Here is a 26,028-nt window from a genome sequence, read left to right on the forward strand (position 1 = left end):
AGCAAAGTGAAGGTATCAATATGATAAATCAATCAGTTGCTCAAATAGATAATCTAACAAAAGAAAACGTAGTAATTGCAAACCAAGCAAACGAAGTAACATCAGAAGTAGATGAGATGGCTAAAGCTATAGTTGAAGATGTTAGGAAGAATAAATTCTAAAACACTTCTGGTTTAGAGTTTTAAATAAACTCAAATTTGTTTAATGAAAACTACTCAGGCAAACTCGCTTGAGTAGTTTTAAATATATATTTTATAAGAAAACAGCTAAAATTTTTAGTAATTTAAGCTGTTTTTAAATGATTGCTAACTATAATACGACTTCTTTTAAGTGTTCCGGATTAGCTCAGCGGTAGAGTAGGTGACTGTTAATCACTTGGTCGCTGGTTCGAACCCAGCATCCGGAGCCATTTTTTTTTCGAAAATCATTTTAAAACCCCGATTTTACCGATATTTCAAGAGCTTTAAGTTTTCTTAGTTTTATAAAATTTGTTCCCTATTTGTTCCCGAAATTTTTTAATATTCCAATTTCTCGCCATGTTTTCTAAGTCAATCTAAGATACCTTATTTTTGTTTTTAAAAACATGAAAATAATTTTTTACTCTCAACTGCTCTAAAATACCCTAAGGAACCATAGGGTATTAATTTTTTTTCAAAAACTATCCAAAAACCGCTCAAAATAGTAAAAGTAAATGAAAGGTACATATAATTAGTTATATAAGAATAAGTAGAAGGAGAAAATGGGATGCTTAACGAACTATATAACGATGTAGAGTACAAAACGCTTCTTGAGCACATATCTAGCCAATATAAAGGAAAGGTGGTTTTAGACAGAAAGCAAACCGCAGCGGTTCTTGGCATCGGCGTATCCACTCTTGATCTTCGTATATCGCAGGGTAGGGATATTCCACGTTATATCAAAATGGGAGATGCAAAGAATTCTCGCATAGCGTTTGCGATAACGGACATTGCGACTTATATTTTTCAAAAAAGGGTTAAAACATGTTCTTAATTTTTATAGTAGATAATAAAGAAAAGGACTAAAAATGAGTAATGCCCTTCAAATAGGCGGACACAGCCTAGTTCTTTGTGTAAGAAGCGAATTCTTGACGCTCAAAAAAGCCATTATAAGGTATGAGCACAATGTTAGAGAGGTTAAGCACGCCTCTAAGATCGGATATCTTAGAGGTAATAGCCGAAATAATAGATACATAGTGCTTAGCGAATATAACGATAACGGCAATATGCGAGAGATGCCTAATAGCGATAGGGAATTTAGTGACAGAAAGTATATAAAAGCACTCTTGAAAAAATACCACGAAAAAATGAAAGCCGACTACGAAGCCCAATCAAAAACATATAAAAACGGTAGAGCAGTAAAGAATCATTGGCGAGAAAACATGGTCGGGTTTTCTGAAGTGGTGATAAGTTTCGGTACCGATCGAAATAAAGAACATAAAGAGGGACTAAATAAAACAGAAGTAAATTTTATCAACGCTCAGGTTTCGCTTGATAGAGTTAGAAGATTCGCAAACGATTATTGCGCTAAATACGGCGTTAAATGCCTGCTAATCGCTGAGCATAACGATGAAAAGACTAAGCATTATCAGCTTATTTTTACGAATTACCAATTTGAAAATCACAAAAACCTTAGATTTGACGGCAAGGGCGAAACGTTAAAATTCGGTAGAAGCATGCAAGAAATGGGCGGTATAGCATTTGATGGTGTCGCTCTAAGAGGCGAAATAGGCAGCAAGGCAAGACATAAAAATTTAAAACAAATGCACAAAACCGAAAAAGAGTATAGTACTGAGCAAGAGTTTAAAAATAAAATTAGACAATCTATAATCGATGAAGCAAGAAAGTATATAAAAAAGAAAGAGTCTATGTTTGGCAAAGACTATTTTAGACTGGAAATCGAGGACGATAAGACTTTTATAACGAGTCTTACGAATTTAGTATTAGATCAAATGCAAAATAATATAAGTATAGTTACCGACGTAGAACTAAAACAAAGGATTTACGAGCTAACGAATCAACTAATAAACAAGGGTGAGATAATTGTAAAAAATAACGAGCTGGATCAATCCAACGAAAATCTAATCCAAGAAAATAAAAAGCTAAAAGAGATAAACGCAAATCTAAATAATCAAGACGAAATTATAAAAGATAGAAATTTACAAATAAGCAACCTCTCGGCCGAGCTAATTCAAAAAGAAGATGAAAACAATAAACTAAAAAGCCGATTAGAAAATATTGAAGCTGACATAGTGCAAATAGATAAACTAAAACAAAAAGCCGATCAAAGCGATGCCCTGCAAAGCAAGCTTAAAAAAGCTAATGCAGATATAGAAAGCAAAGAAAAAACAAATCGGTCTTTGAAACAAAGAAACGAAGAGCTGGAGGCGTCGATAAGTAACGAGAATGCCTTAAAGGAAGATAATGATAGTAAACGACTACAAATCGTCAAACTACAAACTTCTATAAATAGCAAAGATCAAAGAATATCCGAGCTGGAAGGAGAAGTAAAAGTTAAAGACGAAAGGATAGAAAATTTACAGGATAAGTTAACTATATTAGAAAGCTTTAAAACGAAGGTTATTAATTTTATCTCAAAAATAAGCAATTTAATACCGAATTTTAGTAAGCTATTAGATGACGAGCCTAGAGAAATAAAAAATGAAATAAAAAGCAAAATAGCCAGCAAAGATAGTATAGGGATAGGCTTTTAGTTGGATTGGTTTTTGATTTCGAATATAAAGTTACCAAAATTTTTAGTCAGCATATTTAATAAGCTTCTTTTTTGCCAACACATACCAAGTTATATAATGTGCGAGCTGGTTACACCAAATCTGAGCGTATGCCTAGATCTTTTTTGTACTTTGGTGATGCGGCCGAATTTTGTCAAAAGTTCTTAAAATATAAAAATTTATCCCCTAAACGTCAAAATATTCTTGATAACACCTATCCATTTAAATATAATCTAACTAAAAAAATAAAGGATAAATTTGCTTTACAGGTCGCTAACTGTGCTTAGCCTTTGCATTGCGCAGTTTATTTGCATCGGATTTTTCGGCGAGGGGCTCGTTAGCATCCTGCGTCAAGACGGTTTTAGTTTAGAGCGCGTCGGCGCGCTTAGAGGGCTTGGACTTTTTGCGGTTTTGGCTTTTTTGTGGTCGCCGTTTATCGACGCTATAGCGCTAAAAATAGGCGGTTACAAAAAGATTATCCTAGCCTTTCAGTGCCTTACTTTGGCGATTTTATATGCGGTTTCGCTTCTAAATCCGCGCGACGATTTGCCCGCCGTAATCGCTTTAGCGGTGCTTTTGGCCTTTATCTCGGCCACCTGGACGATGACGTCGAACGCATTTTTTATCAAAATTTCAAACAGCTCGAATTTAAGCTTCACAAACGCCCTCAAGCTTAGCGGAGGATTGATAGGACACGTATCGGGTAACGGCCTAACGCTCGTAATCTACGCAAAATTCGGCTGGAGCGAGGCGAATTTATTCTTGACGTCTTTGATAGCGGTTTCCCTGCTTAGCCTTGCTTTCTTTAAAGAGCCTGAGCGCGTAAACGCCGGCGAGGGGCTGGATTTTAGGGCGATGTTTGGCTTTTTTAAGGGCAAAAAGGCTTGGCTTAGCGTGCTTTTCGTACAATCTATCGGTATCTGCGCGGCGTTTGGACTGCTTAGTCCGATGCTTGTAGATATCGGCTGGAAGCTGGAAGATATCGGCGAGGTCTTGCACATATACGGCACGATATTTGGCTTCGCGGGTGCGCTCGCGGCGGGCTTTGCGGTAAAAAAGCTAGGCGCCAAAAGAGCCTTTTTATACGCCGTAGCGATGCAGACGCTAGGCATCCTGGCCATCTGGTTACCTATCGGCGGCTGGACGGACCGCGCGTCGGTACTTTTTGCTTCGAGCGCGGCGTATGCGGTATATATGGCGCAAGCGACGATAATCTCCACGATGATGATGCAACGTGCCTCGGGACGGCGACCCGCTAGCGAATACGCCGTGCAAAGTAGCCTAAATATGACATTTCAGATATTTTCGTTTTATCTCGGAACACTTTTGGCGGGGATGTTGGGTTACGGAGCGGTCGTACTGGGCGCGGCAGCGTTTTGCGTTTTGAGCCTAGTTTATTTTATAAAGATTTATAAATTTATCTAGCGGATTACGATTTTGCGGGATTTAAGTCGCCGTCCAGTACAAAAAACTGCGTAAAATTTATTCCGCAGAGTTTTGCAAATCGCTTTGCAGATTTAGCCCGCGTCGGCAATACGGATTAAACGCACGCAATTTAACCCGAACGCAAGGCCAAATTTAAGTCTCTAGTGCAAAAAAGGCGGTAAATTTATCCCGCATCAAGCAAACCTGCCAGCAACAGAAAAACCGCAAAACGAACTTAAATTTACGCTTAAAACGGCGCAAATTTGGCTCGTAAAATTTACGCAAAAGCTAAATTTACAACCGCTCTTTGATGATCTTTAAAAAACCCAAAAGCGCCTTCGCGCTATGATGAGGCGTGTCCTGGGCGGCGATTAGTTCGCAGTTTGGCAGCATCCTCGACACTTGCGAAGCGACGGTAAAAGGCACTTCCTCGTCGGCCCTAGAGTGATACATAAGCACGCTTTGAGGGACATCCTTTAGCTCAAATCCCCACGGCCTAGCTTGTAGCCAGAGGTCAAAGCCGATGCCGTTAAGCTGCGCTTTTATCGCTTCTTTTAGCGCACCCTTAGCCTGTGAGCCGTATTTTTCCCACGCCGTTTGCGCCGTATTTTCAGGCGTATTGTGTGATGCAAAATCATAAATTTCCTTTATGTGAGCATAGTCGGCATAGTCGGCCAAAAGCTCGGGCGGGGCGTTAAATCCGCTTAGTATAAACACCTTTTTCACCTCTTCGCAAGCTACCGCCGTAGCGTAGGCGTAAGCCGCGCCCACCGACTCGCCCAGCACGCTAAATTCGCCCAAATTTAACGCCGAGAAAAACTCTTTTAGGCGCAGGGCGAATTTTAAAAAACTATCGTCCGCGCTAAAAAGTGAGCTGTTAAAATGCCCGCTTCTATATATCAAAATAAGCCTTATTTGATTTTTATCGCAGAAATTTATCAAGGTATTTTGCGGAAAAATCATCAGTGGATGATGATAAACCAAAACATCTTTAAAATCGCTACCAAAGTCGTCGTAGCTTAGATTTTTGCCGCTTTTAAATTTAAAATTTTTCATCTTTTTCCTTAAAATTTATATTCAAATTTTACGCCGATCTCGCGAGGGTCAGACAGGTAGTGCATCGTGGCGTATTTTACGTCGTGATCTTTGTCGAAAAGATTATTAGCGTAAATATAAACGTTGATATTTTTGTGATTAAAGCCTACTTTTGCATCGACGGTCGCGTAGCCCGCGTTTTCTACGACATTGGCCTTATCGGTATAAAATTTGCTCTGTCCTCGCAAAAATGCCGCCGCGTAAAATCCGCTTGGAGCCTCGTACGAAAGCCCTGCGCCATAAGTTAGCCTTGGCGCATAATAGACGTATTTACCGCTATAATCGCCCTGTGCGTCCTTATAGTCTTTAAAGACGCTTTTTGCGTAGCCCAAATTTGCGCTAAGCTTTAATCCGTCCGCCAAAAGTACGGCGCCGTCTAGTTCAAAGCCTTGGGAGCGCGCCTTGCTGGCGTTCTCTGCCACCGTGATATTAGGCGCTACGATGACGCTTACTACTTGCTTGTTTTTGATATCGGCGCGAAAAACGGCGGCGCCTAGCTCAAACCGCTCCCAAGCCCCTTTTACGCCGACTTCATAGCTAGTCATAGTCTCTTTATCGTACCATTTTTTAGACGTAGGCGACGCAGCCCAAAAGCCGCCCGGTTTATAGCCCTTCGATACGCTCGCATACGCCGTAACCTCGTCGTTTATAGCGTATTTTAGTCCGATCTTGGGTGATAGCGCGCTATACGAATCGCTTAAATTTTCGCCGTTCATACGGTTTTGAAATTTGACCCTATCTTTGTCGAATCTAGCCCCCAAAATAACCGAAAAATCAAGCGGCAGATAAATTTCGTTATGCGTAAAAACGCCGTAGTTTTTGCTCCTGGTTTTATTGTTTTGCAGCGAGCGAATACCGCCGAACATTACGCTATTTACGCTATTTACGCTACTTTGCACGTCTCTTTGCGTGGCTCCCGCCGCAGCGCCTAGGACGAATTTGCCATACGCGTTATCGACACTAAATCTAAACTCCTGCGTAAAATCCTTTCTGTCCTCTTTGTAATATATGTCCAACAAGGACGCGGGGCGATGATCGCCGTCGTAGCTGCTGTCGTTTTTGTAATCCCTAAAAGTCGTAAGCGAAGTGAGCGCATAGTCGCCCGATTTATATTCTGCCTTTAGCGATGCTTCGTAGTTTTTGGCGTTTTCCTCGCCCTCCATGCCGTTGGCGTAGCGCGTTCTATTGGCTGCGCTAGGCAAATTCGATCTTTGCGCGCCGTTAGCTATCCTGTAATAATTTTGAATAAGATCCACCGTAAGCTCGTCCGTAGGTAAAAATCTAAAGTAAATTTTGCCGTAAAGAGCATCTTTGTAGTCGTCGCTTTTGTTTAAATTTTCGTTATACATAAAGCCGTTTTTATTTTCGCTAAAACCGGCAAAACTAGCCAGAAATTTATCCTTTACTATCGCTCCGCCTGCACTAAAACTAATACCCCGCATGCTACGCTCGCCAAGCTTTAGCCCAATCTTTGCTTGTGGTTCGTTGGTAGGAGCTTTGGAGACCGCATTTATCACGCCTGCGTAGGCGTTTTTGCCGTAAAGCGCGCTTTGAGGCCCTTTTAAGATCTCGATACGCTCAATATCCTCCAAAAATACGTAGTTGCCGTAAGTGCCAAGATAACTCACGCCGTCCAGATAAAGCCCGACGTTTGGGCTATCAAATGCGTAATCGCTCGTCACGCCGCGCGTGATAAAAAGCGAAATACCTCCGCCTTGCAAAAACGATAAATTTGACGATGCGCTCCTAAGCCCGTTTAGATCTTTTACTTCTCTAAGCCGCAACTCTTTTTCGTCCAGCACGCTCACCGTAGCTGCCACCTCGCTAGCGTTTTCATCGATTTTTTGAGCCGATACGATGACCTCGTCCAGCCTCACGTCGGGAGCTGCTATCGCTAGCGCCACAACCGCGCTTAAAAGCAAAATTTTTCTCACTTTAGACTCCTTTTATAATTTCTTTACTTTAAGGATAGTATAATAGTTTTGAAATTTATTATCAACCCAAAATTTACAAATGATGGATTTATTTTTATATTTAAAGGAAAAATTTGCGCACGGTATCCGCAGACGTTTTTATGGATAAATTTAATAGCAGCGAAGACGGAGTTTTGGCTGGTCTTGGAGTAAAAATCCGCGCCAAAAATATCGCACTAAGCGATGAAATAGCCTTCGGCGCGATAAAAATGGACGCCAAAAACGACACCAAAATAGTCGGCGATTTTCACGCTTTGCGGGGTTGCTTTATAAATTTCACCCTACAAGGAGGCATCAGCCTAAGCTCGGCGAATGGCAAAATCGAATACAAAAGTGGACTATCCACGATCAGCTCGGTCGATCTACCAAGCTCGGATCAAGAGATTTATGGTGGCGCGCACGCGGGAATAAATTTATTCCTAGAAAACTCGTTTATGAGCGCAAATTTCGGCGATCTTATCGAGCTTGGCGCAAACAAACTCGTCTCGCAAAACTACACCTGCGCCGTAAATAAAATTTTATTAAGCCAAATTTTATCGCTAAACGCCGACGAGCCGCTTGAAAGACTGCTTTTAGAAAGTAAAATTTTAGAGCTTATTTATAACGAATTCAGCCGCCTAAAATGCCCAAATAAGCATGTTATACTAGACGAAGCGGACAAAAACGCGCTACAAAAAGCCAGGCAAATTTTAAGCATGGATATCAAAAATCCGCCGTCTATAAAAGAACTCTCAAAACAGGTGCGACTGAACGAATTTAAGCTTAAAGTCGGCTTTAAAAGTTTGTTTGGGCAGACTCCTTACGAATTTTTGCGCGAAGAGCGAATGAAGCGAGCACTGGCAATGCTGCAAGGCTCGGAGCTAAATATCGCTGAAATTTCGGTTGCGACGGGCTTTAAAAATCAAAGCCACTTCAGCAAGCTTTTTTGCGATTATTACGGCACGGCACCCAAAAATTTGATGAAAAATAGAAAATATTATTATTAATTTTACGAGATTTGCCCGTAAATTTGCCGCGAACGGCGCTCAAAAGCCTGTTAAGATAATATTTCTAGTGATGACCACATATAAAAATATGCTCAAATTAGCAATGCTTACCAAAGCGTATATTGTACGCCGCCTATGCTTGCAAATCGGAAGCATTTATAAGCGATCGTTAAAAGCTTTCTATTAAAAAACTTAGACCTTTTATCTACGAAAATCATTTTTTGGTAGATAAAGTTTCGTCTAAGTTTTCATATTTTTCTTTTGCTCGGCCAAAGAAAAATATTGGCCGTCTGCCAAGACCTTACAGCAAACTCATTTGAGTTTGCTAAGTAAGTATTAACATATTGTCTTATGTGGGGGTTGTTTATTCTTTATGTTTTGATAAATTATATCAAGTTCTAAGACTGCATTATGGAATTTGAAGCGATTGTCTTTTATTAAGTTAAAGTAAATTTTGGTTTATACGGAAATTTATTTTTGTTTTTTATTTGGTATTTTAGTACAAATTTTAAAAAATGAGATTTTGTTGGTTTTTATATAGCATAAATAAAGATTAAAGTAGAGATTGTTTTTTGAGTAAGAAATAAAAATCAAAAAGAAGAGTATTTTTGTGCGGGATTAAGATTGTTTAATAAAACAAGCATCGCTATAATATAGTCGTATTAAAAATCTCGATTTTATCGTGTTAAAAATATATTTATACCCTAACGATCTTATTTCTTTCCAAATTACTAACAGTCGTATTTGCAAAAAGCCCCGATTTGATAATCAACAAAGCTTAATATTTTCTTCTGTATTAACTTGTGTATTTGCTAGATGATTGATCTTACTTACACTATCGCTACTCTTTTACCGCAAGCTTTTATGTAGTTAAAGAATGTTTTATACTTGATATTATACGCTCCGCTTTCTATCCTAGCTACGGCTGATTGGGTTATGCCCATCCTTTTAGCTACCTCGCTTTGAGTTAGCCCGGCTTCGCTTCTGGCGTCTATTAAAGCTTCTATGGCTTTATATTCGTCCTCCAGCGCATCGTATTGCGCTTTAAATTCCGGATTTTTTAGCTCTTCTTTTAAAACTTCTCTAAAATTAACGGTTTTCATCTTTAAACTCCTTTAATCTTCGTTCCGCCAAATTTAGTATGCTTTTTGGCGTTTTTTGCGTTTTTTTAACAAAAGTTAGTAGGATTATTATTTTTTTGCCGATTTCATAACAATATATGCTTCTAGCTATTCCTTCATCCGACTTTATACGTATCTCAAATAGTCCGTCCTTTAGGCTTTTGGTGTATGGCTCACCTAAGGTATTACCCCTAGCCTCTAAGAGCTCGAACATTTTATAACCTCTTTGCCTGAGACCGGTCGGCAGCTCCAAGAACTCGTCTTTTATGGCTTCGCTTGCAAATTCTACGCTCCACATCGCAATCCTTCTGTGTAACTAAGCCGTATTATACCATACATGATATAAAATGCAGTTTGTTTTACGCATTTGTCGCCGAATAAATAACTTGTATAAACCTACTCATATAAAGATTCCACCATCTCTCGTCCGCTATCTGGCATTAGTTTAGCGTATCTTAAGGTATGGTTGATATCAGAGTGATTCATTAGCTTTTTTATCGTTAGTATCGGAGTGCCCTTTATAGCAAGATGCGAAGCAAACGTATGCCTAAGGGTGTGAATGACTACTCTATTGGTTGCGTCGCTTATATCTAAATTCTGATTAAAAAGCTTGTTTAGTAACGGCTGTAAGACATTTTGAATAGTGGCTTTTGGTTTATTTACTAAAAAGTCGTTCGGGGATAGGGTGGTATAAATTTGATTGATCATTTCTAGCGCCCTTTTGCTTAAAAACCCCGTATACGTGCTCTTTGTTTTAAAATCGCTTATGGTAACTGATTTAGTAGATAGCGCCAAATCCTTTTTTTTAATGTTCAAAATTCCTTCTAATCTAGCTCCCGTGCAAAGCGCAAGCTCAACGAATAGCTCTAAGGCAAAATCTCCTTTAGCCGCTACTTCTTTGCGCAAAAGTTCTATCTCTATAAGCTCTAAAAATCTTTCTCGCTTGTTGTTTGGTTTTTTTAGCTCTATTTTGTACGGACTAATATGATCGATAAGGTCATTTTTTATAGCGTGATTAAAAATCGTCCTAACTATACCCATTATAGCGTTTATCCTGGATTGCGATAGCTTTCGTTTGGTTTTAGGCGAGATTATCTGAGAAATATCTTTATGATGCTCATTTATCATCTCGGGCGTTATCTGCATCGTGGCTAGACCGCCTAACTTATCCTTATGGTAAATTTCATAATCTCGCCTTTGCTCTTTTATATTGACGGCGTTATTGGGTTCTTTTTCTAGCTTAAAACTAAAAAAGGCGTCTGCGATCTCGTCAAATTTAAGCGAGTTTTTGTTATTCTTGGCTACTATTTTCTTGGATATGCTATCTGGCAATTCGCCGTTTCTTTGTTTGGCGTCGAATTCTTTCTTTTTGTTATACGCGTAGGTTATATTTACACCTTCGGATTTTGATCCAATTTTAATGTTGGCCTTTTTACCCTCAAGAGTAACTTTCATATAAAAAACCACATCGCCGTTGGTTAGATTATTGAAGAAAATTCCAGGATATTTATTTACTCCAAACGACGAGTTGTAATTTTTAAGTTTTCCTGCCATAATACCCCCTAAATTTATTCCCTATTTGTTCCCAAAATTTGTAAAAATGCATGATATTTTAGTGTAACTTAGAATATGCTTAAGCTATTAAATGGCGTATTTTAGGGATTTATAGAGTATTTTGGAGTGTTTAAGAATTATATATTTTTGAACCCAGCATCCGGAGCCATTTCTTTTTATATATTCTTTTCAAATTCCGATTTTAACTATGTTTCAGGAACTTTAAGCTTTCTTATTTTTTGTATTTTTCCCTTTATTTCCTCTCAGATTTATTTAATATTTTAAAATTTTCTATTTTGCTCTAATGCGTTTTTATGTATATTATTTTTTGTTTTTAAAGAGTTGTAGGCAAAAACATAAAATATTTTTACCCTAATTCGTTCTAAGTTGTCCTATAATTGACGTTAATAAAGAATTAGACGACTTAATGCTATAAAAGTAAAGTCCAAGAAGTTAAACATGTTAGTAAAATTCTGTAAAACTAAAAACGGCGGTAGTGTTGCGGGCATCAACTATATTTTAAATCATCTGGTGAAAGACAAGACGGCGTTTGTTTTAAAAGGTAGCGAAGTGATTACTAGGAAGATAGTATCTGACATTGCTAAAAAACAAAAACTTTGTATTGGTTGTTTGAGTTTTGAAAAAGCTGATATTGATTTGGACGCCAAACAAAAGATCATAATGGTTAGGTCATCCGCCTATTTATAAATTTCACCTTTTATAAGCTCTCTACCATAACAATAATCGAGCGGATCAAGATCACTATACTCTTTTTCATAGTCTATAGTAGTCAAAACACCCAAGCTCTTTTAACGCTAGCCTTAGCTTCTTTCGCTCAAGATGCTCATACCTAAAGCTTATCGCACGTATTAACATTTCTCTTACAAATTTTCTATCACTGCTAAATTTTTGTGCCGCACTTTTTAAAGTTGCTATGACGTTTTTTATAAATACACCTTTATAATAAGCCACTCCTAAGGCCTGAAGTAACATTATTTTTGCCTTGTCAATAACTTTATTTTTATAGAAAATTTCTGCTATTTTTATGTATATTAGCGTATCTTTTTCGAAGTAGATATCGTTATCCCATAGGTCAAAGTTGTCAAATATCTTATGTAGACATATATTTTCTTCTACACTGCAGTTATTATAGGTATCAAATTCGGCATCAGGTCTTAAAAACCACTCAAATTTTATCTTTGCATTTTTGCAGATGACGTAAGTTTGCCAGCTTTTTTTAGAAATTCTCATGGCGTAGTTAAATAGCTTGTGCTCGAGTTTTACAAAATAGCACTTGCTTTTAAGTGGGACTATCTTCACTACTTCGCTTTTTGAAATTTGGTCTGCGATCTCTTTGTAGTATGAGAGCGGTTTTATCTCTCTTTTGATATATTTTTCTGCCTCATCGGCTACAACGAAAAATTCTTCTTTTGTTGTGGCGGATTTTATGAGTTTTTTGAAACCTTCACGAGCCCATTTGTGAAAGCCTATATGCGAAAAAAGATCGTCCTCTAGTTCATATACTCGCCCAAATATCTCAGCGCTTTTGTTCTTTTTCATGAGCTCAAATATAGCAGCTGCGCCAGCTATGCCGTTTTCAGGCCTACCACACATCGTGCGGTATATCCATCTTGTGCAGACAAAGCATTGATTTGTCGAGTCATTTAGCAAGTGACCTAGCATATCCTTTGCCTGCTTCTCTTTACCGGCCTCAAATAGCTCTTTTATCTGTCTGATCTTCTTCATCACCACTCCTTTTTGGGATGAATTTTAAAGTAAAAAATGGACAAAATTTATTCCTATTTTGTTGGTATGATCTCACAAAAGGACATTAAAATAAAGACCTTTTTGACGATATAGAGTAGATAAAGGAGGAATGTAATGGAAAATGAAACAAACTATATTTTAAGTGCTGGCGATATACTAAGTTGTCAAAAATATAAAATTCCAGACTATCAGCGCCCATATGTGTGGAGTGAGGATCTAGCCTTGGGGCTATTTTCAAGCATTAAAAGGTCATTTAAGAATGGAATCTCTGATGAAATTTTATTGGGACATATTATATTGCATGTAGAAGCAGACGCCATAAATATAGTTGATGGACAACAGCGCATAACTACGCTGGCCCTTATTTTAAAAGCTTTAGGCGATAATGATGTGCTTTTTTTAAATAATAAACTAAATATCTTATCGCACAAGGCTTTGAAAAGAAATTTTGAGCTTTTAAAATTAGAATGGGCTGATACAAAAGATAAAGAAAGACTCGTAAAATATATAAAAGAAAAGGTTAAATTTACGTTCGTAAAAACTGAAGACTTAGACGAAGCATTTTTGTATTTTGATACGCACAATACTAGCGGCAGAGCCCTTAGTGAAACAGATCTGCTCAAAAATCACCACCTAATGTTTATAGACGAGACAAAATCAAAGCAACTAATGCTTCACTACACTAAAAAATGGAACGAGTACTCTTTATACGGGGTTAATACCTCTTGGTTTTTGAGGGAGAATTTGATATTTCGCACACTACGAACTGCACTAACCATAAGGAATATAAAAACTAATGCATATTATCCACATGTAGTCTTTGGTTATTATGGAGCAGATGATGAGTGGTATAGGATAAATTACTCTATTTTTCAAGAATTTAAAAACCATTTCGATGAAAAAATAAAAATTTACAAAAGCAATATATCGATAGCAGATGATGTGCTTGGTGGCGCAAATTTTTTTGAATACGTTTTTAAGTATTGCGATATCTTAAAATACATTGAAAGTAATTTTATATTTTTTAATGGAGATTTTACAGGATGTAGTTACCTAAATCATGCTTGCCACGTGGTTTTACTGTGTGTAGCCGATAAATTCGGTATTGAAGCATTGGATGAAATTTCAGATTTAGTACTTTTCAATGTCTTAATAGTAGTTTGTAAACATGATAGGATTGATCCAAATAACTATATGCTATCAAATTTAACCAACCGACTCCTGCAGCTCATAGACACATCAAGTGTATTAGAAACTTTAAAAATAAAGATAGAAAAAGAGTTAAAATCTAATGTTGATACAGTATATATCTCACCTGAAAAATTAAAAAAATTAAAAAATAAGGATAAATATACAGAAAATTATATAAAAAGTTGCTCGTTTGGTATTATAAAATTGAAAGGAAAAGAAGATGGAAACAAGAAAAAATAATATCGGCAGTTTAAAAAAGCTTAAATTTGAAATACCTTTTTACCAAAGAGCGTATTCTTGGAAAAAACAGGATATTGAAAAGTTAGTAAATGACACAAACGCCAGAAGTAGACACTATCTTGGCAATATCGTAGTTAAAAAGAATGACGATAAATTTATTGTCATAGACGGCCAACAGAGGCTGACCACTATTTATATTATCTTTATGGCTTTAAAAGAAAAACTATTTGAGTTAGATTACGAAATAGATAGCGGTGACGGCGAAAAACTAAAAAACTTTGATATCAATGAACATAGATATATCAACCAGCAAATTTTAGAGGCTATTAATTTTGTAAAAAATAATAAGACTTTATGTGAAATTTCTTTTAAAGAAAAACTAAATTCAGCTATTTTTACAATGACTATTATCCCAGAAAATATCAAAGCTACTGAGTATTTTGAACTAGTTAATACAAAAAGCATCCAGCTTGAAAATCATCAAGTTTTAAAGGCTAGATTTTTAAATAAAATTCAAGATAACTATACAGACGTAGCAAGAAAATGGGATATGATCTCAAATATGGATGAAAAGTATAAGGATCAAGCAAAAAACAACAATAAATATACACAATACGGAGAGCTAGAAACTATAAATGTACTTTTAAATAAAACCTACAAAGAAGAGCAAAGAGCACAAACCAAAACAAATTCTGATACAAAAAGCTTGGTAAAATTTCCGGTATTTTTACTTCTAGCTTTAAAGGTCTTTGTTGCTAAAAAAGAACTCAAAATAGACATTATCATAAACAAAGATAAACTTTTAGGTGAATTTGATAAGGTTTTTAAGGAAGAAGCCAATATATACTCTGAATTTATTAAGTTCCTAGAAGATATGCGTAATAAATTCGATGAATCTGTTTATAGAGATGACGATATGAAAGACAAAAAGCTACTAAATTTACAAAGGATGTTTTACTATACCAGTGAATATGATAAGCCAGAATTTATTGCTGCACTACTAGCCTTTTTAGATAAAAGCTCGCTAGGAGAGTATAATGAGGAAAATGCAAAAAAAGTTACTAAATTTCTTGAGCAATTAGACAACGAACTGGTAAAAAGTGCTCTAAGAAATAACGGATCTCGTAAAATAGTAGAAACAATAAATAACGTTATAGAAAAAATTTATAAAAACGAAAACATAGAAACACAAATGCTTAAAAAAATAGACTCAAGTTTTTTGGATAATGGGACAGCAGTACCACACTATTGGTTCTATAGGCTGGAATACCTACTTTGGCGAGATTTTGAAGATTTAAATGTTTGTGGTATTTGTGCAAACAATATAAAAACAGTATTTCCTAAATTTAATAGAGACGAATACCTAATTAAATCCCAAGACACGGTAGAGCATATGTGGGCAACAAATTTGCAAGAAAATAACAAAGCATTAGATGATTTTGGAAATTTGGCCTTAATAAGAAAGGATTTTAACTCTAGTTTAAGCGATTATAATTTTGGAGAGAAGCTAAAAAGGATAAAAGAAAATCCAAACTCAAGTATAAAAATGTTGATATTTTACACACTTCAACAAGGCTATAACATTGAAAGAATAAAAGACCTTGGCGTAAAAATGAAACAAATTCTTTTTCAAGGCATAGACAATGGCACTATCTAAATCCCTCTACATCCGTGGTCTTCAATGCGAAAAGAGCTTGTGGCTTAAAAAGAAAAAGCCCGAAGTTTTGCAAGCTCCAGATGATGGCGCGCAGGCTGTGTTTGACACTGGTACATCAGTAGGTGAGCTAGCCTGTGAGCTCTTTGGTGGTGGCGAGAGGTTAGAGTACACTGGTGACTTTGGCTCGCAAATGGCAAAGACCAAGGAGCTTATGGGGCGAGGCACAAAGATCATCTACGAAGCCACTTTTTGCTTTGATGGCATCCTTGTTATGGTTGATATCCTTCGCATCGGTAAGGACGGGCTTATCATCAACGAAGTAAAAAGCTCAACCTCGGTAAAAGAGGTCTATATCGATGATGCAAGCATCCAGTACTACGTTATTAGCTCGCTTGGCTACAAGGTGAGTGCCGTGAATATCATCCACATAGATAGCAGCTACGTAAGAGGCGAGAAGCTTGAGCTTGAGAAGTTTTTTCACACCGAAGACGTGACTGAGCAAGTAAGGCAAAAACAAGCAGATATCCCTCAAATTTTAAGTAAATTTGATGAAATTCTTAGCAAAGACGTTGAACCAGAGATTGATATCGGAGTTCAGTGCTCAAATCCATATCCTTGCGATGCTTGGGAGTACTGCTGGCGCGAGTAGCGATGCATACCAGAGTATAGTATTTTTGATATTAGCGGCTTAAGAAGTAAAAAGAAATTTGAGCTTTATAAAAGTGGTGTAGTCAAATTTGAAGATATCAAAGAGCTAGATAAATTTAACGCCTCTCAGCAGATCCAAATCCGCTCTGAGCACTCTGGGGAGCAGATCATAGACAAAGAGGCTATCAAAGAATTTCTAGAGACGCTTAGCTATCCGCTCTACCACCTTGACTTTGAGACATTCCAGCAAGCTGTGCCCGAGTTTATGGGGCTTAGTCCGTATGAACAGATACCTTTTCAGTTTTCTATCCATAAAGATGATGGCAAGGGAAATTTAGAGCATTTTGAGTTTTTGGCTGAGGTCGGGGCCGATCCTAGATATGAGCTGGCACTAAATTTGATCAAATTTATCCCGCAAGATGCCTGCGTACTGGCTTATAATATGAGCTTTGAAAAAAAGGTGATAAGACGTCTTGCTGAAATTTATCCGCAAATTTCAAATGAGCTTATGGCAATACACGACAACATAAAAGACCTGATGGTGCCATTTGCTAGCAAAAGCTACTACCACCCAAAAATGCATGGCAGCTACTCTATAAAATACGTCTTGCCAGCACTCGTGCCCGAGTTTGAGTCAGCGTATAAGGATCTAAATTTGATCCACCATGGTGGTGAAGCGATGCAGGCCTATGAGGCTATGGCGTATATGCCAGCAGATGAGAGAGAGGCCTACAAAAAGGCACTTTTGGCATACTGCAAACTAGACACGTTAGCGATGGTTAAGGTTTTAGAAAAACTGCGTGAAGTAGTAAAATAGACAAAAAAGTGTCTGTTTTGCCGGCTATAATGCCAAAAGTATTTAAAGCCATAGGAGGCAACATGGACACAGATAAATTTAAGTCATTGCAAGAAGCAATACTTCAAGCAAAAGAGATCATTAAAAACGCAGACGCCATAGTCATCACAGCAGGTGCAGGCATGGGTGTGGATAGTGGTTTGCCTGATTTTCGTGGAGATCAGGGCTTTTGGAAAGCATATCCGCCGCTAAAAGATAAGGATCTGGGCTTTACCGATATAGCAAATCCGCAGTGGTTTTTTGATGATCCAAAGCTAGCTTGGGCATTTTACGGCCACAGGCTAAGGCTTTACAACAAAACAGAACCACACGCTGGCTTTGCCATGCTAAAAGAGCTGTGCGCACAGAAAAATGAAAACTACTTCATCTGTACCTCAAACGTCGATGGACACTTTGCCAAGGCTGGCTTTAGCAAGGATAAAATTTACGAAGTTCATGGCTCGATCCACCACGCCCAGTGTATCCACAATGACGATGGGATGATATGGCCTATGCGCGAGAGTAGCGTAGAGGTCGATGAGACTAAATTTATCGCCACAAAGATGCCAGTTTGCCCTGAGTGTGGATGTGTGAGCCGTCCAAATATCATGATGTTTTACGATCATGAGTTTAACCCAAAAAGGACCTGGGCGCAGCGCAAAAAGTATGAAGCGTGGCTAAATGAAAATGAAAACTCAAAGATAGCCATAATAGAAATAGGAGCAGGTCTAGCGGTGCCAACCATCAGAAAGCACGGCGAGGCGCTGGTAAAACGCTCTAAAAACGCAACTCTTATCCGTATCAATCCAAAAGATAGTGACCTAAACTCACAGCTTGGCATCAGCCTAAAGCTAGGCGGTCTAGAAGCACTAAATCAAATTTTATAGCAAGGAGATAAAATGGAGCACACCAGCATCTTTGAAACTTGGTATAAAAATGATAGTGGCGAGTCGAAGCACATGGCTATATTTAGGGCAAAGCAGGACATATACGCACTTAGTCAAAGCATATCTGACAAGCTCTTGGCACTACTTGAAAATGCAAAGGGTATTGAGATAAATTTTAAAATTTCTAAAGATATGCCACTTGATGCTGTGATCAAGCTTTGCTTGGAGCAGATAAGAGATACGCTTCGCGAGGAGTGTAAATTTAATGCGATCATCACTGATGATCTAGACTATGTCGATGAGCGGATCATTGATATGAAAGCTACTATAAAATACTAAAAAAATAGACGATGTAGATATCAAATTTTAAAAGGAGAGAGGATGTGGATAAAGTCAAAAAAAGAGCACTTTGAAAAGCTCTTTGCAGATATGAGCAAAGGCTACATGGCGGCAAAGGCCGAGGCAGACAGGCAAAGAGCCATGGGCAAGCACGACTATAATATCTTTACTTTGTTTCATAAATTTAGCGATGAAGTAAATTTGCACTCAAATTTTATAGCTTCACTGCTTGATCCAAACGGCGATCACTACAAAGGCGGTCTATTTTTAAAGCTATTTTTAGAGACGTGTGGCATAGATGACTTTGGTATAGATACGAGCATTGCCACCGTTTTTAAAGAGTTTAAGCATATAGATATCTATATAAGCGACGGCAAGAAGCATATCATCTTAGAAAATAAAGTATATGCAAAAGACCAACCTACGCAGATAGCAAGGTATATCAAAGCTATTCAAAATAAAGATGCTGAAGTTAAAGATGAGGATATATGTGTTTTGTATCTGCACCCAGATGGAGAGCTACCAGATAAACAAAGCCTTGGCGACTATCATGCTAGACTACTAGGAGAAAATCCGTCTATAAAATTTAAGGTCATCAGCTATAGCAAAGAAATTTTAGAGTGGATAGATAGGTGCAAAAACGAGGTGTCAAATATAACTGACCTAAATGTATTTTTATCACAATACAAGGACGTGATAGAGATGATTTATGATAGATACAAAAGGATAGATGAAATGAATAATGAAGACTTAATAGAAATTTTTAAAGATAATTATCGTGCAGTATCGGATATAGTAAGCAATTATGAACAAACAAGGCGAAAAATAATAAATGATTTTTTTCAAAATATCTCAGATAGCTTAAAAGATATTTATAAAGAGGAAAAAGGTTTTGAAATTTCTCAGCCAAATAATATCATTACAGATTATGGAAAAAATTGCCAGCCTATAAAAATAACACAAAAAAGGTGGGAACTTTTTGATTTTGCAATAGAATTTATGGATAAAGGTCTTAAAAAACCTATAATCGGTTTTGTAAAGAATGAAAAAAGTAAAAGCATAGAATTAAAATATATCACGATGGATGGAAAAATAATAAAAGACAATTATTGGATTGTTTATAAAGATATTACAAGAGATGATATTTGCAAAGACATTGTAAAAGAAAATTTTAAAAAAGCCTTATTGGATGATATAAAAAATTTTATAAACGAATTTAACGAAAAAATTTCTAACCTAAACCAAAACTAACCCCAAATTTTAGTGGCTTTTGCCACTAAAATTTCAAATTTAATACCAAAATTTCACAAAATAAGACATACAAAAGTCCAAAAAGCCAAGTATCATCTCAAAAAATAAAAAAGGAGATGAGATGAGAAATTTTGACAGACTTGTTACATTTTATCTGTTGCGTGCAGTGCTTTATGACGGACTATTTGACAAAGTAGATGGGCGCGCAGCTGATAGAGCTATAGAAGATCTTGGCTATGGCGAGGAGCAGATAAAAGCGATAGGCGGCATGTCAAATTTCTTAAAAGAGCTAAAGAAAAGGCATGATGATATCTTAAAAAATTTGCCAAAATTTCCTGCTTTGCTAGACAAAAACCTACAAATGCTTAGCAAAAAGTTAAATTTAGATGAGACACAAAAGCAAATTTTAGGCTTTTTGATCGTCGTATCAAACTCAAGCACGCTTGAAAACACTATCGGCAAGATAGCAGATATAAACAATAGAGATTTTAATAAAATGATCGCCACTATCTTAAATTTACCGCAAAGCGCTGTAAATAATGCACTAAAATATGATGCGAAATTGCTAAGCTCAGGGCTACTTGTAATGGAGAGATATAAAATCAATTTTATTGCTAAATATAGCTTTTTAAATGATGACTTTGCTTTTGAGATGTTTGATACCAAAAACTATATAAGCAAAATTTTCTTAAAAAGCGTAGTGCCTTGTGGCAAGGGCGATCTAAAGATATGTGACTTTGAACACATAAAGGACGAGCTATCTCTTACACTTGAGTATCTAAAAAATGCCATTAGCACAAAAAGGCATGGGGTAAATATCTTGCTTTACGGACCTGCTGGCACTGGCAAAACAGAATTTGCAAAGCTAGTGGCAAAAGAGATCGGCCTTGAGCTTTTTGAAGTGGCTTATAATAAATTTGAAAACGACAAAAGGGCTACAAAGAGATATCTCGCCTACACGGCGGTGCAAAATATCTTTTCTAATAATATTTTATTGATGTATGACGAGGCTGAGGATATATTTAGCCTAGATAATGGCATCATGATAAACAAGGCTGCGATAAATCGAGCCCTTGAAAACAATAAAATAGCGACTATATGGATAACAAATAAGGTGCAAGATATGGACGAGGCTGTCTTAAGACGCTTTGATATAGCCATAAATTTACCTATCCCAGATGAAAAAACACGCAAAAGGATAATAGAAAAATACTCAAACGGCCTTAGCACAAATGAGAGCGTAAAAAGGCTTTCGGGATACACTTCTCTATCGCCAGCTGTCATACAAAAGGCGGCCAAAGTAGCGTTAAGTTTAGATAAATTTGACAAGCAAAAGGCGTTTGAAATGGTGATAGATAACACGCTAAAGTCGCAAGGGCATGACAAAGAGAAAAGTGCCGATCAAGGCCTACCTTTGCCGCAAAGCTATAATGTGGAATTTATAAACGCAAGCACCGATCTTAACAAACTTGCTTGTGGCATAAAAGAGAGCTCTAACGCTAGGATATGTATATACGGCGCAGCTGGCACTGGCAAAAGTGCTTACGCCAAATACATAGCAAAGTCGCTAAACAAGCCACTTGTTCTAAAAAAATCAAGCGATCTAATAAACCAATATATCGGCGAAACAGAAAAAAATATAGCTCAGGCTTTTAAAGAGGCTAGAGAAAAAGGCGCTGTGCTTGTTTTTGATGAGGTCGATACCTTTTTGCAAGATAGAAGTAATGCGGTTAGAAACTGGGAGATAAGTCAGGTAAATGAGATGCTAGTGCAGATGGAAAACTTTGAGGGCATATTTATCGCTACGACAAATTTGCTTGACAGGCTTGATAGTGCGAGTATCAGGCGTTTTGATATGAAGATAGAATTTGGCTATCTAAAAAGCGAGCAAGCACTTAGCCTTTTTAAAAAAGAGTGTGAAATTTTAGGGCTAAAGGCTAGTAGCAACGATCTAAAACTTGTTGGCTCGTTCGCCTTTTTAACGCCTGGAGACTTTGCGGCTGTGCTAAGAGCAAATAAATTTAGCCCACTAGCAGATGCAAACGAATTTGCAAATCGCCTAAATGACGAGATCAGATATAAAAAGATAGAAAACGAAAGAAGGGTTGGATTTTAAATTTCAGTCTAGATATCTAGACTGAAATCCTGCTCATACTCTATTATCTCATCAAAAAACTCATCCTTTGTCTTTTCAAAGCTCACATTTAGCCCGTAAAATCTCGCTGTATCTACCTCATCTTTTGATAAATTTCTCTTTGCAAACTCAAAGTCGCTTATCACTAGCACGTCTGCATTTTTGGAATTTTCATCATCCATAAGCGCAAGCTTGCTAGGCAGGACATTTTCAAAGTCTCTGCCAAGCCTTGCGCCATCAAATTCGGCTATTTTTCGCTTCTCTTTTGCGCTATAACGCAGAGCATATCCTTTATAAGCCTTTTGTAAAAAGGCACCATCTCCTTATGACGTGTATCTTGAAAAGGATCTAAACTAATGCAAACACAAAGAGGCGTTTTGCTATCTCTTGCTAAAGTAGTTACGACTGCATCACGCTTGTTTAGCAAATTTGCATCTACATTAAAAAAACCAGACGTCATAGTCACATCTGAGCTATAGATGATGAGATCTGGCTTTATATTGCTTATAGCTTTGCTAAGCCCATCTTTTATATTTTGTAGATATTGTTCTTTTGTGGTATTTGGCAAGACGGAGTCACAATAGACGTTATCTAGGTTAGGGCATATATCCTTAGTAGCTTCATAGCCTCTTGTGTAAATCTCATAGACCCAAAGGCTCTTATCATCTTGCGCTAGCTCAAAGACGCCTTTGCTTTTTTTGTTACCAAAATTTACATATAAAATTTTAAGATCTGGCCTATCTTTGTGAAGCTTTATAACGCTTAGCGCTATGTCGTTATATGGGGCTCTTACTGCACCAGAGTTTTTAGTGGAGTATCCAAAGCCGCCACGAGCGTTTATAGCAAAGCCTAGCTCAAGCGCTAGCTTGCACGCATGTAAAGTCCCTTCGCACATCGCTTTATATGCGTCTAAAACGCTTCTTGCGATCATATCTAGCGGTACATATTTTGATATGATAAGCCCAGTTATTTGCTCAACAAATTCGTAGTCTTTGTATAGTTTTGATAAATAATCCTTGCTATGGAAACTATCTAGATCTATAAAACTTTGAGTTGGCGTTTGTCTAAAGCGTGTGATAAAATTTTTATAACTTTTTGGCAAAATTTTATATTCAAAATCAAACCAAGAGGTCAAAAAACTGTTACGAATATACATATTGTCAAAGTCTTTCAAGGTGCTTGCCTCTCTAACACCCTTTGGCAGATATATGTTGTAGTCATCAGAGCTTACAATAGGCATCCAAATGAGCTTCTCGTTGAGCGAGGCACTTATTTTTTCTTTTTTATAGTATAGTCTTGGCTCAAAATGCCAACATATATCATCAATAGACAAAATTTCTTCTATAGTCATTGAGGCGCTATGCATCTTGGTAAGTATGATGGAGCAGTCAAAGCCATGTGGTCGCCCGTCATAGCATAGCTCTATACCACTAAGATCATCATCTTCAAAGTAAAAGTCATGTAACTCAACAGAGAGAATTTCTTCTTCGTAGTCTTTCATATAAAAATAAACCTTGCAAACAATGTCTACCATATCTTTATCATGGTCAAGATACGTCTTAAAAAGCTCCTTAATGCGCATATACTCTGCCGTCATCTCGCGCTGTATCTCAAGAAGCTTTTGATCAAAAGCTACTAAAAGCTCTTTTTCTTCTTTGGTGCAAACCATTTTTACCTCCTTAAAAATTTAAGAGGATATTAGCGAGAGTTAAAGACAGAAAAATGTCTGTTTTTGGGATATTTTTGTCCAAATTTTTATTTATAATAAAAGCATAGGAGCAAAAATGAGCGAACAAGAAATTTGGCAAGAGTATGATGAGTTTTCTTTTTTGGCGCAGGCAAAATCAAGCTATGATTACGTAAATAACGCAAATTTTACTAAATATAGCAATACTGAGATGTCAAAAGATTTTTACAGGCAAGCTGTCAAGGCATTAAGCAACCCACATGATGTCATTGCTGAGAGTAAATTTATACTGCAAAATCTAAAAAACGACTTTGGGCGTGAGAGCGAATTTATAAAAGAGATATGCTTGCAAATTTTAGATACAGAAATGACGCCCTACGAGCATCAAGAAGTGGCTAAAATGATAGAAAACTATAGCTCTATCGTTTGACAAAATGGCTCTTTTGAGCCGCTGCTTGCAGAGTTATAAATTTTAACTCCGTTTAAAATATCTATGTGTGATTTTGGCTCGTGGATATGCCCACAAAGGATGATCTTTGCATTTAAAAGATTGTTTTTGATAAGCCTTGCAAGCTCTATATCTCCGTGATCTTTGTCATTTTTGCTAATGCTCGTGCTTGTCTTTGCTGGGGGAACGTGAGACAGCAAGATATCGCACTCCGCAAATTCAAGCAGGTCATCACACAAGTATGGTGCGCAGCCAAATTTAACGCCGTTTATAGTTTTTATAGTGCCATCAGCGTATATGTTATTTATGGAATTTAGCCAAGATGGCGGCATATCGTGGTTGCCAGAACATACAAATACCGGCTTTTTAAAGCTTTTTAGCCACAAAGTAGTTTGCTCTTTTTCTTGCGCGTTCTCTTTGTATAGAAAATCACCACTAAAACAAAAAATGTCAAATTTGTCTTGAAGGGCCAAAATGTAGTCAAAATAACCAGCATTAAAGTGCAAATCGCTAGCGTGAAAAAGTTTTAAGCCGCTCATTTATGTCCATTAGCCTTTAATTCCCGAGTAAATTTGTGATCAAATTTACCACCATATCTTTTTGTTTTGGCTCGCTTTGAGCAACGAACAATGCAAGTGCAACAAGGGCGTTGTCGTTTATCCTTAGCTCGCCACCACTTTTATAAAGAAGCCTGCACTTTGATAAAAACAAGATAAATATAAATGATCCGATGCGTTTGTTGCCATCGCTAAATGGGTGGTCTTTGATGATGTAGTAGATCAAATTTGCCGCTTTTTCTTGTGGGTTTGCTAAAAGATCACGTCCGCCAAATGTCTGATAGATATTTTTTATTACCCCTTCAAATTCATCTGCCTTTTGAACGCCAAAGATATTTGACGCCTCGCCCTTTTTTGCTAGCTCTCTTTTTAGCTCATTCACTGCCGTTAGCGCCTCGTCATATTCAAGGATAAAATTTTCGCCCACATCGCTTTTGCAAAGACCAAGCGAGCCATCATCAAATTTTTGCAGTAGCGACCAGCTCTTTTTGTAGTATCTAATAAGCTCTAGCGCTTCTTTATCGTTGCTGCTCATGGCTTAGAAATTTATCTCTTTTAGATACCCACTGACATCTTTTTTGACCTCGTCAGCCAGCTCTTTTGGCTCAAGCACCTTGATAAATGGCAGGTAGTAGTATATGAGCGGTTTTATCTCCATTATGTGCGTAAATTCTATCTCGATCTCGACTGAGCCGTCGCTATCTTGACCAGTTATGCGCTGCTTTGCGTGCGGTTTTCGCTCAAAGTATTTCGCCACTTCTGGCGCTAGCAGCAGCTTTGCTGTTTTTGGAGCTTCTAGGTTTGCCCATGCCGAGTTCATCGCCTTTACACGCTCATCTAGCTCGCTACTTAACTCAAATTTATCCCCACTTTGCCTTATATCTTTTATGCTTTTTAGGTGAAATTTCTTAAATTTATTGCCCTTGTTGCTATCAAGCAAGAGCAGATACCAAAATCCCTCAAAAAGTGCTAGTTTTAGGGGCTTTACAAGAAACTCAAAGCCGTTATACGTGCATGTTATCTCCGCTTTTTCTCTTATAGCATCCTCAAGCGTTTGAAAATTTACGAGGTCGTCTTCGCTTAGCTTTTCGTTGTTTATATTTGTAAGTATCGGGTGGTTTAGCTGCTGAGAAATTTGCTCTAAAAGCACGTGAGCCTTGCTGTAAAAATTTGATCCCATGTTTTTTGCTACGTTATCAAGGATATTTAGCACTACTCTATCATCGCCGTCTAGTCCGTCGCTCGCGTCCTCGTCGTTTAGGCTCCAGTAGTGCCCCTTTTTGATGGCACCATACTCTCTTAGCGTGTCGTAAAGGTCGCGCTGGATGGTCTTTGAGGTCACTCCAAGCATGGCCGTTAGCTCTTTTATCGTGTGCGGTCTCTCTCTTAGCTTTAGGGCTATCGTATTTATGCGTTCAAATTTGCTGTTTTCTTGTTTGGTTATGATGGGTTTCATTTGGCCTCCTAGTTTGGGGATTATATCC

At 37.5% G+C, this 26,028-nt stretch carries 23 protein-coding genes, 1 tRNA gene and 2 pseudogenes; 15 read left to right on the forward strand and 11 right to left on the reverse strand.

The window, feature by feature from the left end; genetic code table 11:
• The 5 genes and pseudogenes from G6W41_RS10515 to G6W41_RS07520 all read left to right on the forward strand — a co-directional run.
• A pseudogene (locus tag G6W41_RS10515) lies at positions 1-161 on the forward strand (methyl-accepting chemotaxis protein); the annotation flags it as partial.
• Between the two features lie 173 nt (positions 162-334).
• Positions 335-409: transfer RNA gene (locus tag G6W41_RS07505), tRNA-Asn, on the forward strand.
• Between the two features lie 335 nt (positions 410-744).
• Positions 745-1,011 (forward strand): helix-turn-helix transcriptional regulator, encoded by a 267-nt coding sequence (locus G6W41_RS07510; RefSeq protein WP_194171107.1) that lies wholly within the window; start codon positions 745-747, stop codon positions 1,009-1,011.
• Between the two features lie 34 nt (positions 1,012-1,045).
• Positions 1,046-2,731, forward strand: a complete 1,686-nt coding sequence (locus tag G6W41_RS07515; protein ID WP_194171108.1) for a hypothetical protein — start codon at positions 1,046-1,048, stop codon at positions 2,729-2,731.
• Positions 2,732-3,007: 276 nt separating this feature from the next.
• Complete coding sequence (locus tag G6W41_RS07520; RefSeq protein ID WP_194171109.1) at positions 3,008-4,174, forward strand: MFS transporter; 1,167 nt, start codon at positions 3,008-3,010, stop codon at positions 4,172-4,174.
• Between the two features lie 294 nt (positions 4,175-4,468).
• On the opposite strand, the gene G6W41_RS07525 is transcribed toward G6W41_RS07520, so the two are convergent.
• Positions 4,469-5,230, reverse strand: a complete 762-nt coding sequence (locus tag G6W41_RS07525; RefSeq protein WP_194171110.1) for an alpha/beta fold hydrolase — start codon at positions 5,228-5,230, stop codon at positions 4,469-4,471.
• Positions 5,231-5,238: 8 nt separating this feature from the next.
• Entirely contained in the window at positions 5,239-7,203 is a 1,965-nt protein-coding gene (locus G6W41_RS07530) for a TonB-dependent receptor domain-containing protein (RefSeq protein WP_194171111.1), read from the reverse strand.
• A gap of 113 nt (positions 7,204-7,316) precedes the next feature.
• Here G6W41_RS07530 and G6W41_RS07535 point away from each other — a divergent pair, with 113 nt between their 5' ends.
• Positions 7,317-8,228, forward strand: coding sequence for an AraC family transcriptional regulator (locus tag G6W41_RS07535; RefSeq protein WP_194171112.1), 912 nt, complete (start codon positions 7,317-7,319; stop codon positions 8,226-8,228).
• 830 nt (positions 8,229-9,058) lie between these two features.
• Here the strand turns inward: G6W41_RS07535 and G6W41_RS07540 are convergent.
• The 3 genes from G6W41_RS07540 to G6W41_RS07550 form a co-directional block, all read right to left on the reverse strand.
• Entirely contained in the window at positions 9,059-9,331 is a 273-nt protein-coding gene (locus tag G6W41_RS07540; protein ID WP_194171113.1) for a helix-turn-helix domain-containing protein, read from the reverse strand.
• Entirely contained in the window at positions 9,318-9,647 is a 330-nt protein-coding gene (locus G6W41_RS07545) for a type II toxin-antitoxin system RelE/ParE family toxin (RefSeq protein WP_194171114.1), read from the reverse strand. Before G6W41_RS07545 ends, G6W41_RS07540 begins: the two co-directional genes overlap by 14 nt.
• A 98-nt stretch (positions 9,648-9,745) precedes the next feature.
• Entirely contained in the window at positions 9,746-10,903 is a 1,158-nt protein-coding gene (locus G6W41_RS07550) for a tyrosine-type recombinase/integrase (protein ID WP_194171115.1), read from the reverse strand.
• A gap of 459 nt (positions 10,904-11,362) precedes the next feature.
• On the opposite strand from G6W41_RS07550, the gene G6W41_RS07555 reads away from it, so the two are divergent.
• Entirely contained in the window at positions 11,363-11,611 is a 249-nt protein-coding gene (locus G6W41_RS07555) for a hypothetical protein (protein WP_103594697.1), read from the forward strand.
• 66 nt (positions 11,612-11,677) lie between these two features.
• On the opposite strand, the gene G6W41_RS07560 is transcribed toward G6W41_RS07555, so the two are convergent.
• Positions 11,678-12,649, reverse strand: a complete 972-nt coding sequence (locus G6W41_RS07560) for a hypothetical protein (RefSeq protein ID WP_194171116.1) — start codon at positions 12,647-12,649, stop codon at positions 11,678-11,680.
• A gap of 135 nt (positions 12,650-12,784) precedes the next feature.
• On the opposite strand from G6W41_RS07560, the gene G6W41_RS07565 reads away from it, so the two are divergent.
• The 7 genes and pseudogenes from G6W41_RS07565 (at position 12,785) to G6W41_RS07595 (ending at position 21,834) form a co-directional block, all read left to right on the forward strand.
• Positions 12,785-14,101 carry a DUF262 domain-containing protein gene (locus G6W41_RS07565; RefSeq protein ID WP_194171117.1) on the forward strand — a complete coding sequence of 439 codons (1,317 nt, stop codon included), beginning with the start codon at positions 12,785-12,787 and terminating at the stop codon, positions 14,099-14,101.
• Positions 14,082-15,758: a DUF262 domain-containing protein gene (locus tag G6W41_RS07570; RefSeq protein WP_194171118.1), complete on the forward strand. Its 1,677-nt coding sequence runs from the start codon at positions 14,082-14,084 to the stop codon at positions 15,756-15,758. The genes G6W41_RS07565 and G6W41_RS07570 overlap by 20 nt, the downstream gene beginning before the upstream one ends.
• Positions 15,745-17,223, forward strand: a pseudogene (locus G6W41_RS07575) (DUF2779 domain-containing protein). Before G6W41_RS07570 ends, G6W41_RS07575 begins: the two are co-directional and overlap by 14 nt.
• 62 nt (positions 17,224-17,285) lie before the next feature.
• Positions 17,286-18,128: an SIR2 family NAD-dependent protein deacylase gene (locus G6W41_RS07580; RefSeq protein ID WP_242039930.1), complete on the forward strand. Its 843-nt coding sequence runs from the start codon at positions 17,286-17,288 to the stop codon at positions 18,126-18,128.
• Between the two features lie 12 nt (positions 18,129-18,140).
• Positions 18,141-18,467, forward strand: a complete 327-nt coding sequence (locus G6W41_RS07585) for a hypothetical protein (RefSeq protein ID WP_194171119.1) — start codon at positions 18,141-18,143, stop codon at positions 18,465-18,467.
• Positions 18,468-18,509: 42 nt separating this feature from the next.
• The gene (locus G6W41_RS07590; RefSeq protein ID WP_194171120.1) at positions 18,510-19,718 is read left to right on the forward strand and encodes a PD-(D/E)XK nuclease family protein; all 1,209 of its coding nucleotides are present in this window, start codon (positions 18,510-18,512) and stop codon (positions 19,716-19,718) included.
• Positions 19,719-19,839: 121 nt separating this feature from the next.
• Positions 19,840-21,834, forward strand: coding sequence for an AAA family ATPase (locus G6W41_RS07595; protein WP_194171121.1), 1,995 nt, complete (start codon positions 19,840-19,842; stop codon positions 21,832-21,834).
• Between the two features lie 8 nt (positions 21,835-21,842).
• Here the strand turns inward: G6W41_RS07595 and G6W41_RS07600 are convergent, their stop codons facing one another.
• Positions 21,843-22,034, reverse strand: a complete 192-nt coding sequence (locus G6W41_RS07600; protein ID WP_194171122.1) for a hypothetical protein — start codon at positions 22,032-22,034, stop codon at positions 21,843-21,845.
• Positions 22,035-22,099: 65 nt separating this feature from the next.
• Complete coding sequence (locus G6W41_RS07605; protein WP_194171123.1) at positions 22,100-23,521, reverse strand: hypothetical protein; 1,422 nt, start codon at positions 23,519-23,521, stop codon at positions 22,100-22,102.
• 115 nt (positions 23,522-23,636) lie between these two features.
• On the opposite strand from G6W41_RS07605, the gene G6W41_RS07610 reads away from it, so the two are divergent.
• Positions 23,637-23,969 (forward strand): hypothetical protein, encoded by a 333-nt coding sequence (locus tag G6W41_RS07610; protein WP_194171124.1) that lies wholly within the window; start codon positions 23,637-23,639, stop codon positions 23,967-23,969.
• On the opposite strand, the gene G6W41_RS07615 is transcribed toward G6W41_RS07610, so the two are convergent.
• From G6W41_RS07615 to G6W41_RS07625, 3 genes are read right to left on the reverse strand one after another with little or no spacing between them, the layout of a single operon-like run.
• Positions 23,951-24,526, reverse strand: a complete 576-nt coding sequence (locus G6W41_RS07615) for a metallophosphoesterase family protein (RefSeq protein ID WP_194171125.1) — start codon at positions 24,524-24,526, stop codon at positions 23,951-23,953. The two genes, G6W41_RS07610 and G6W41_RS07615, sit on opposite strands and share 19 nt — an antisense overlap.
• A 16-nt stretch (positions 24,527-24,542) precedes the next feature.
• On the reverse strand, positions 24,543-25,079 hold the full coding sequence (locus G6W41_RS07620) for a type II toxin-antitoxin system death-on-curing family toxin (RefSeq protein ID WP_194171126.1): 537 nt from the start codon (positions 25,077-25,079) through the stop codon (positions 24,543-24,545).
• A gap of 3 nt (positions 25,080-25,082) precedes the next feature.
• Entirely contained in the window at positions 25,083-26,000 is a 918-nt protein-coding gene (locus G6W41_RS07625) for a helix-turn-helix transcriptional regulator (protein ID WP_194171127.1), read from the reverse strand.
• Positions 26,001-26,028: the final 28 nt, after the last annotated feature.

This window comes from Campylobacter concisus (assembly GCF_015230035.1).
Classification (GTDB): Bacteria; Campylobacterota; Campylobacteria; order Campylobacterales; family Campylobacteraceae; genus Campylobacter_A; species Campylobacter_A concisus_BK.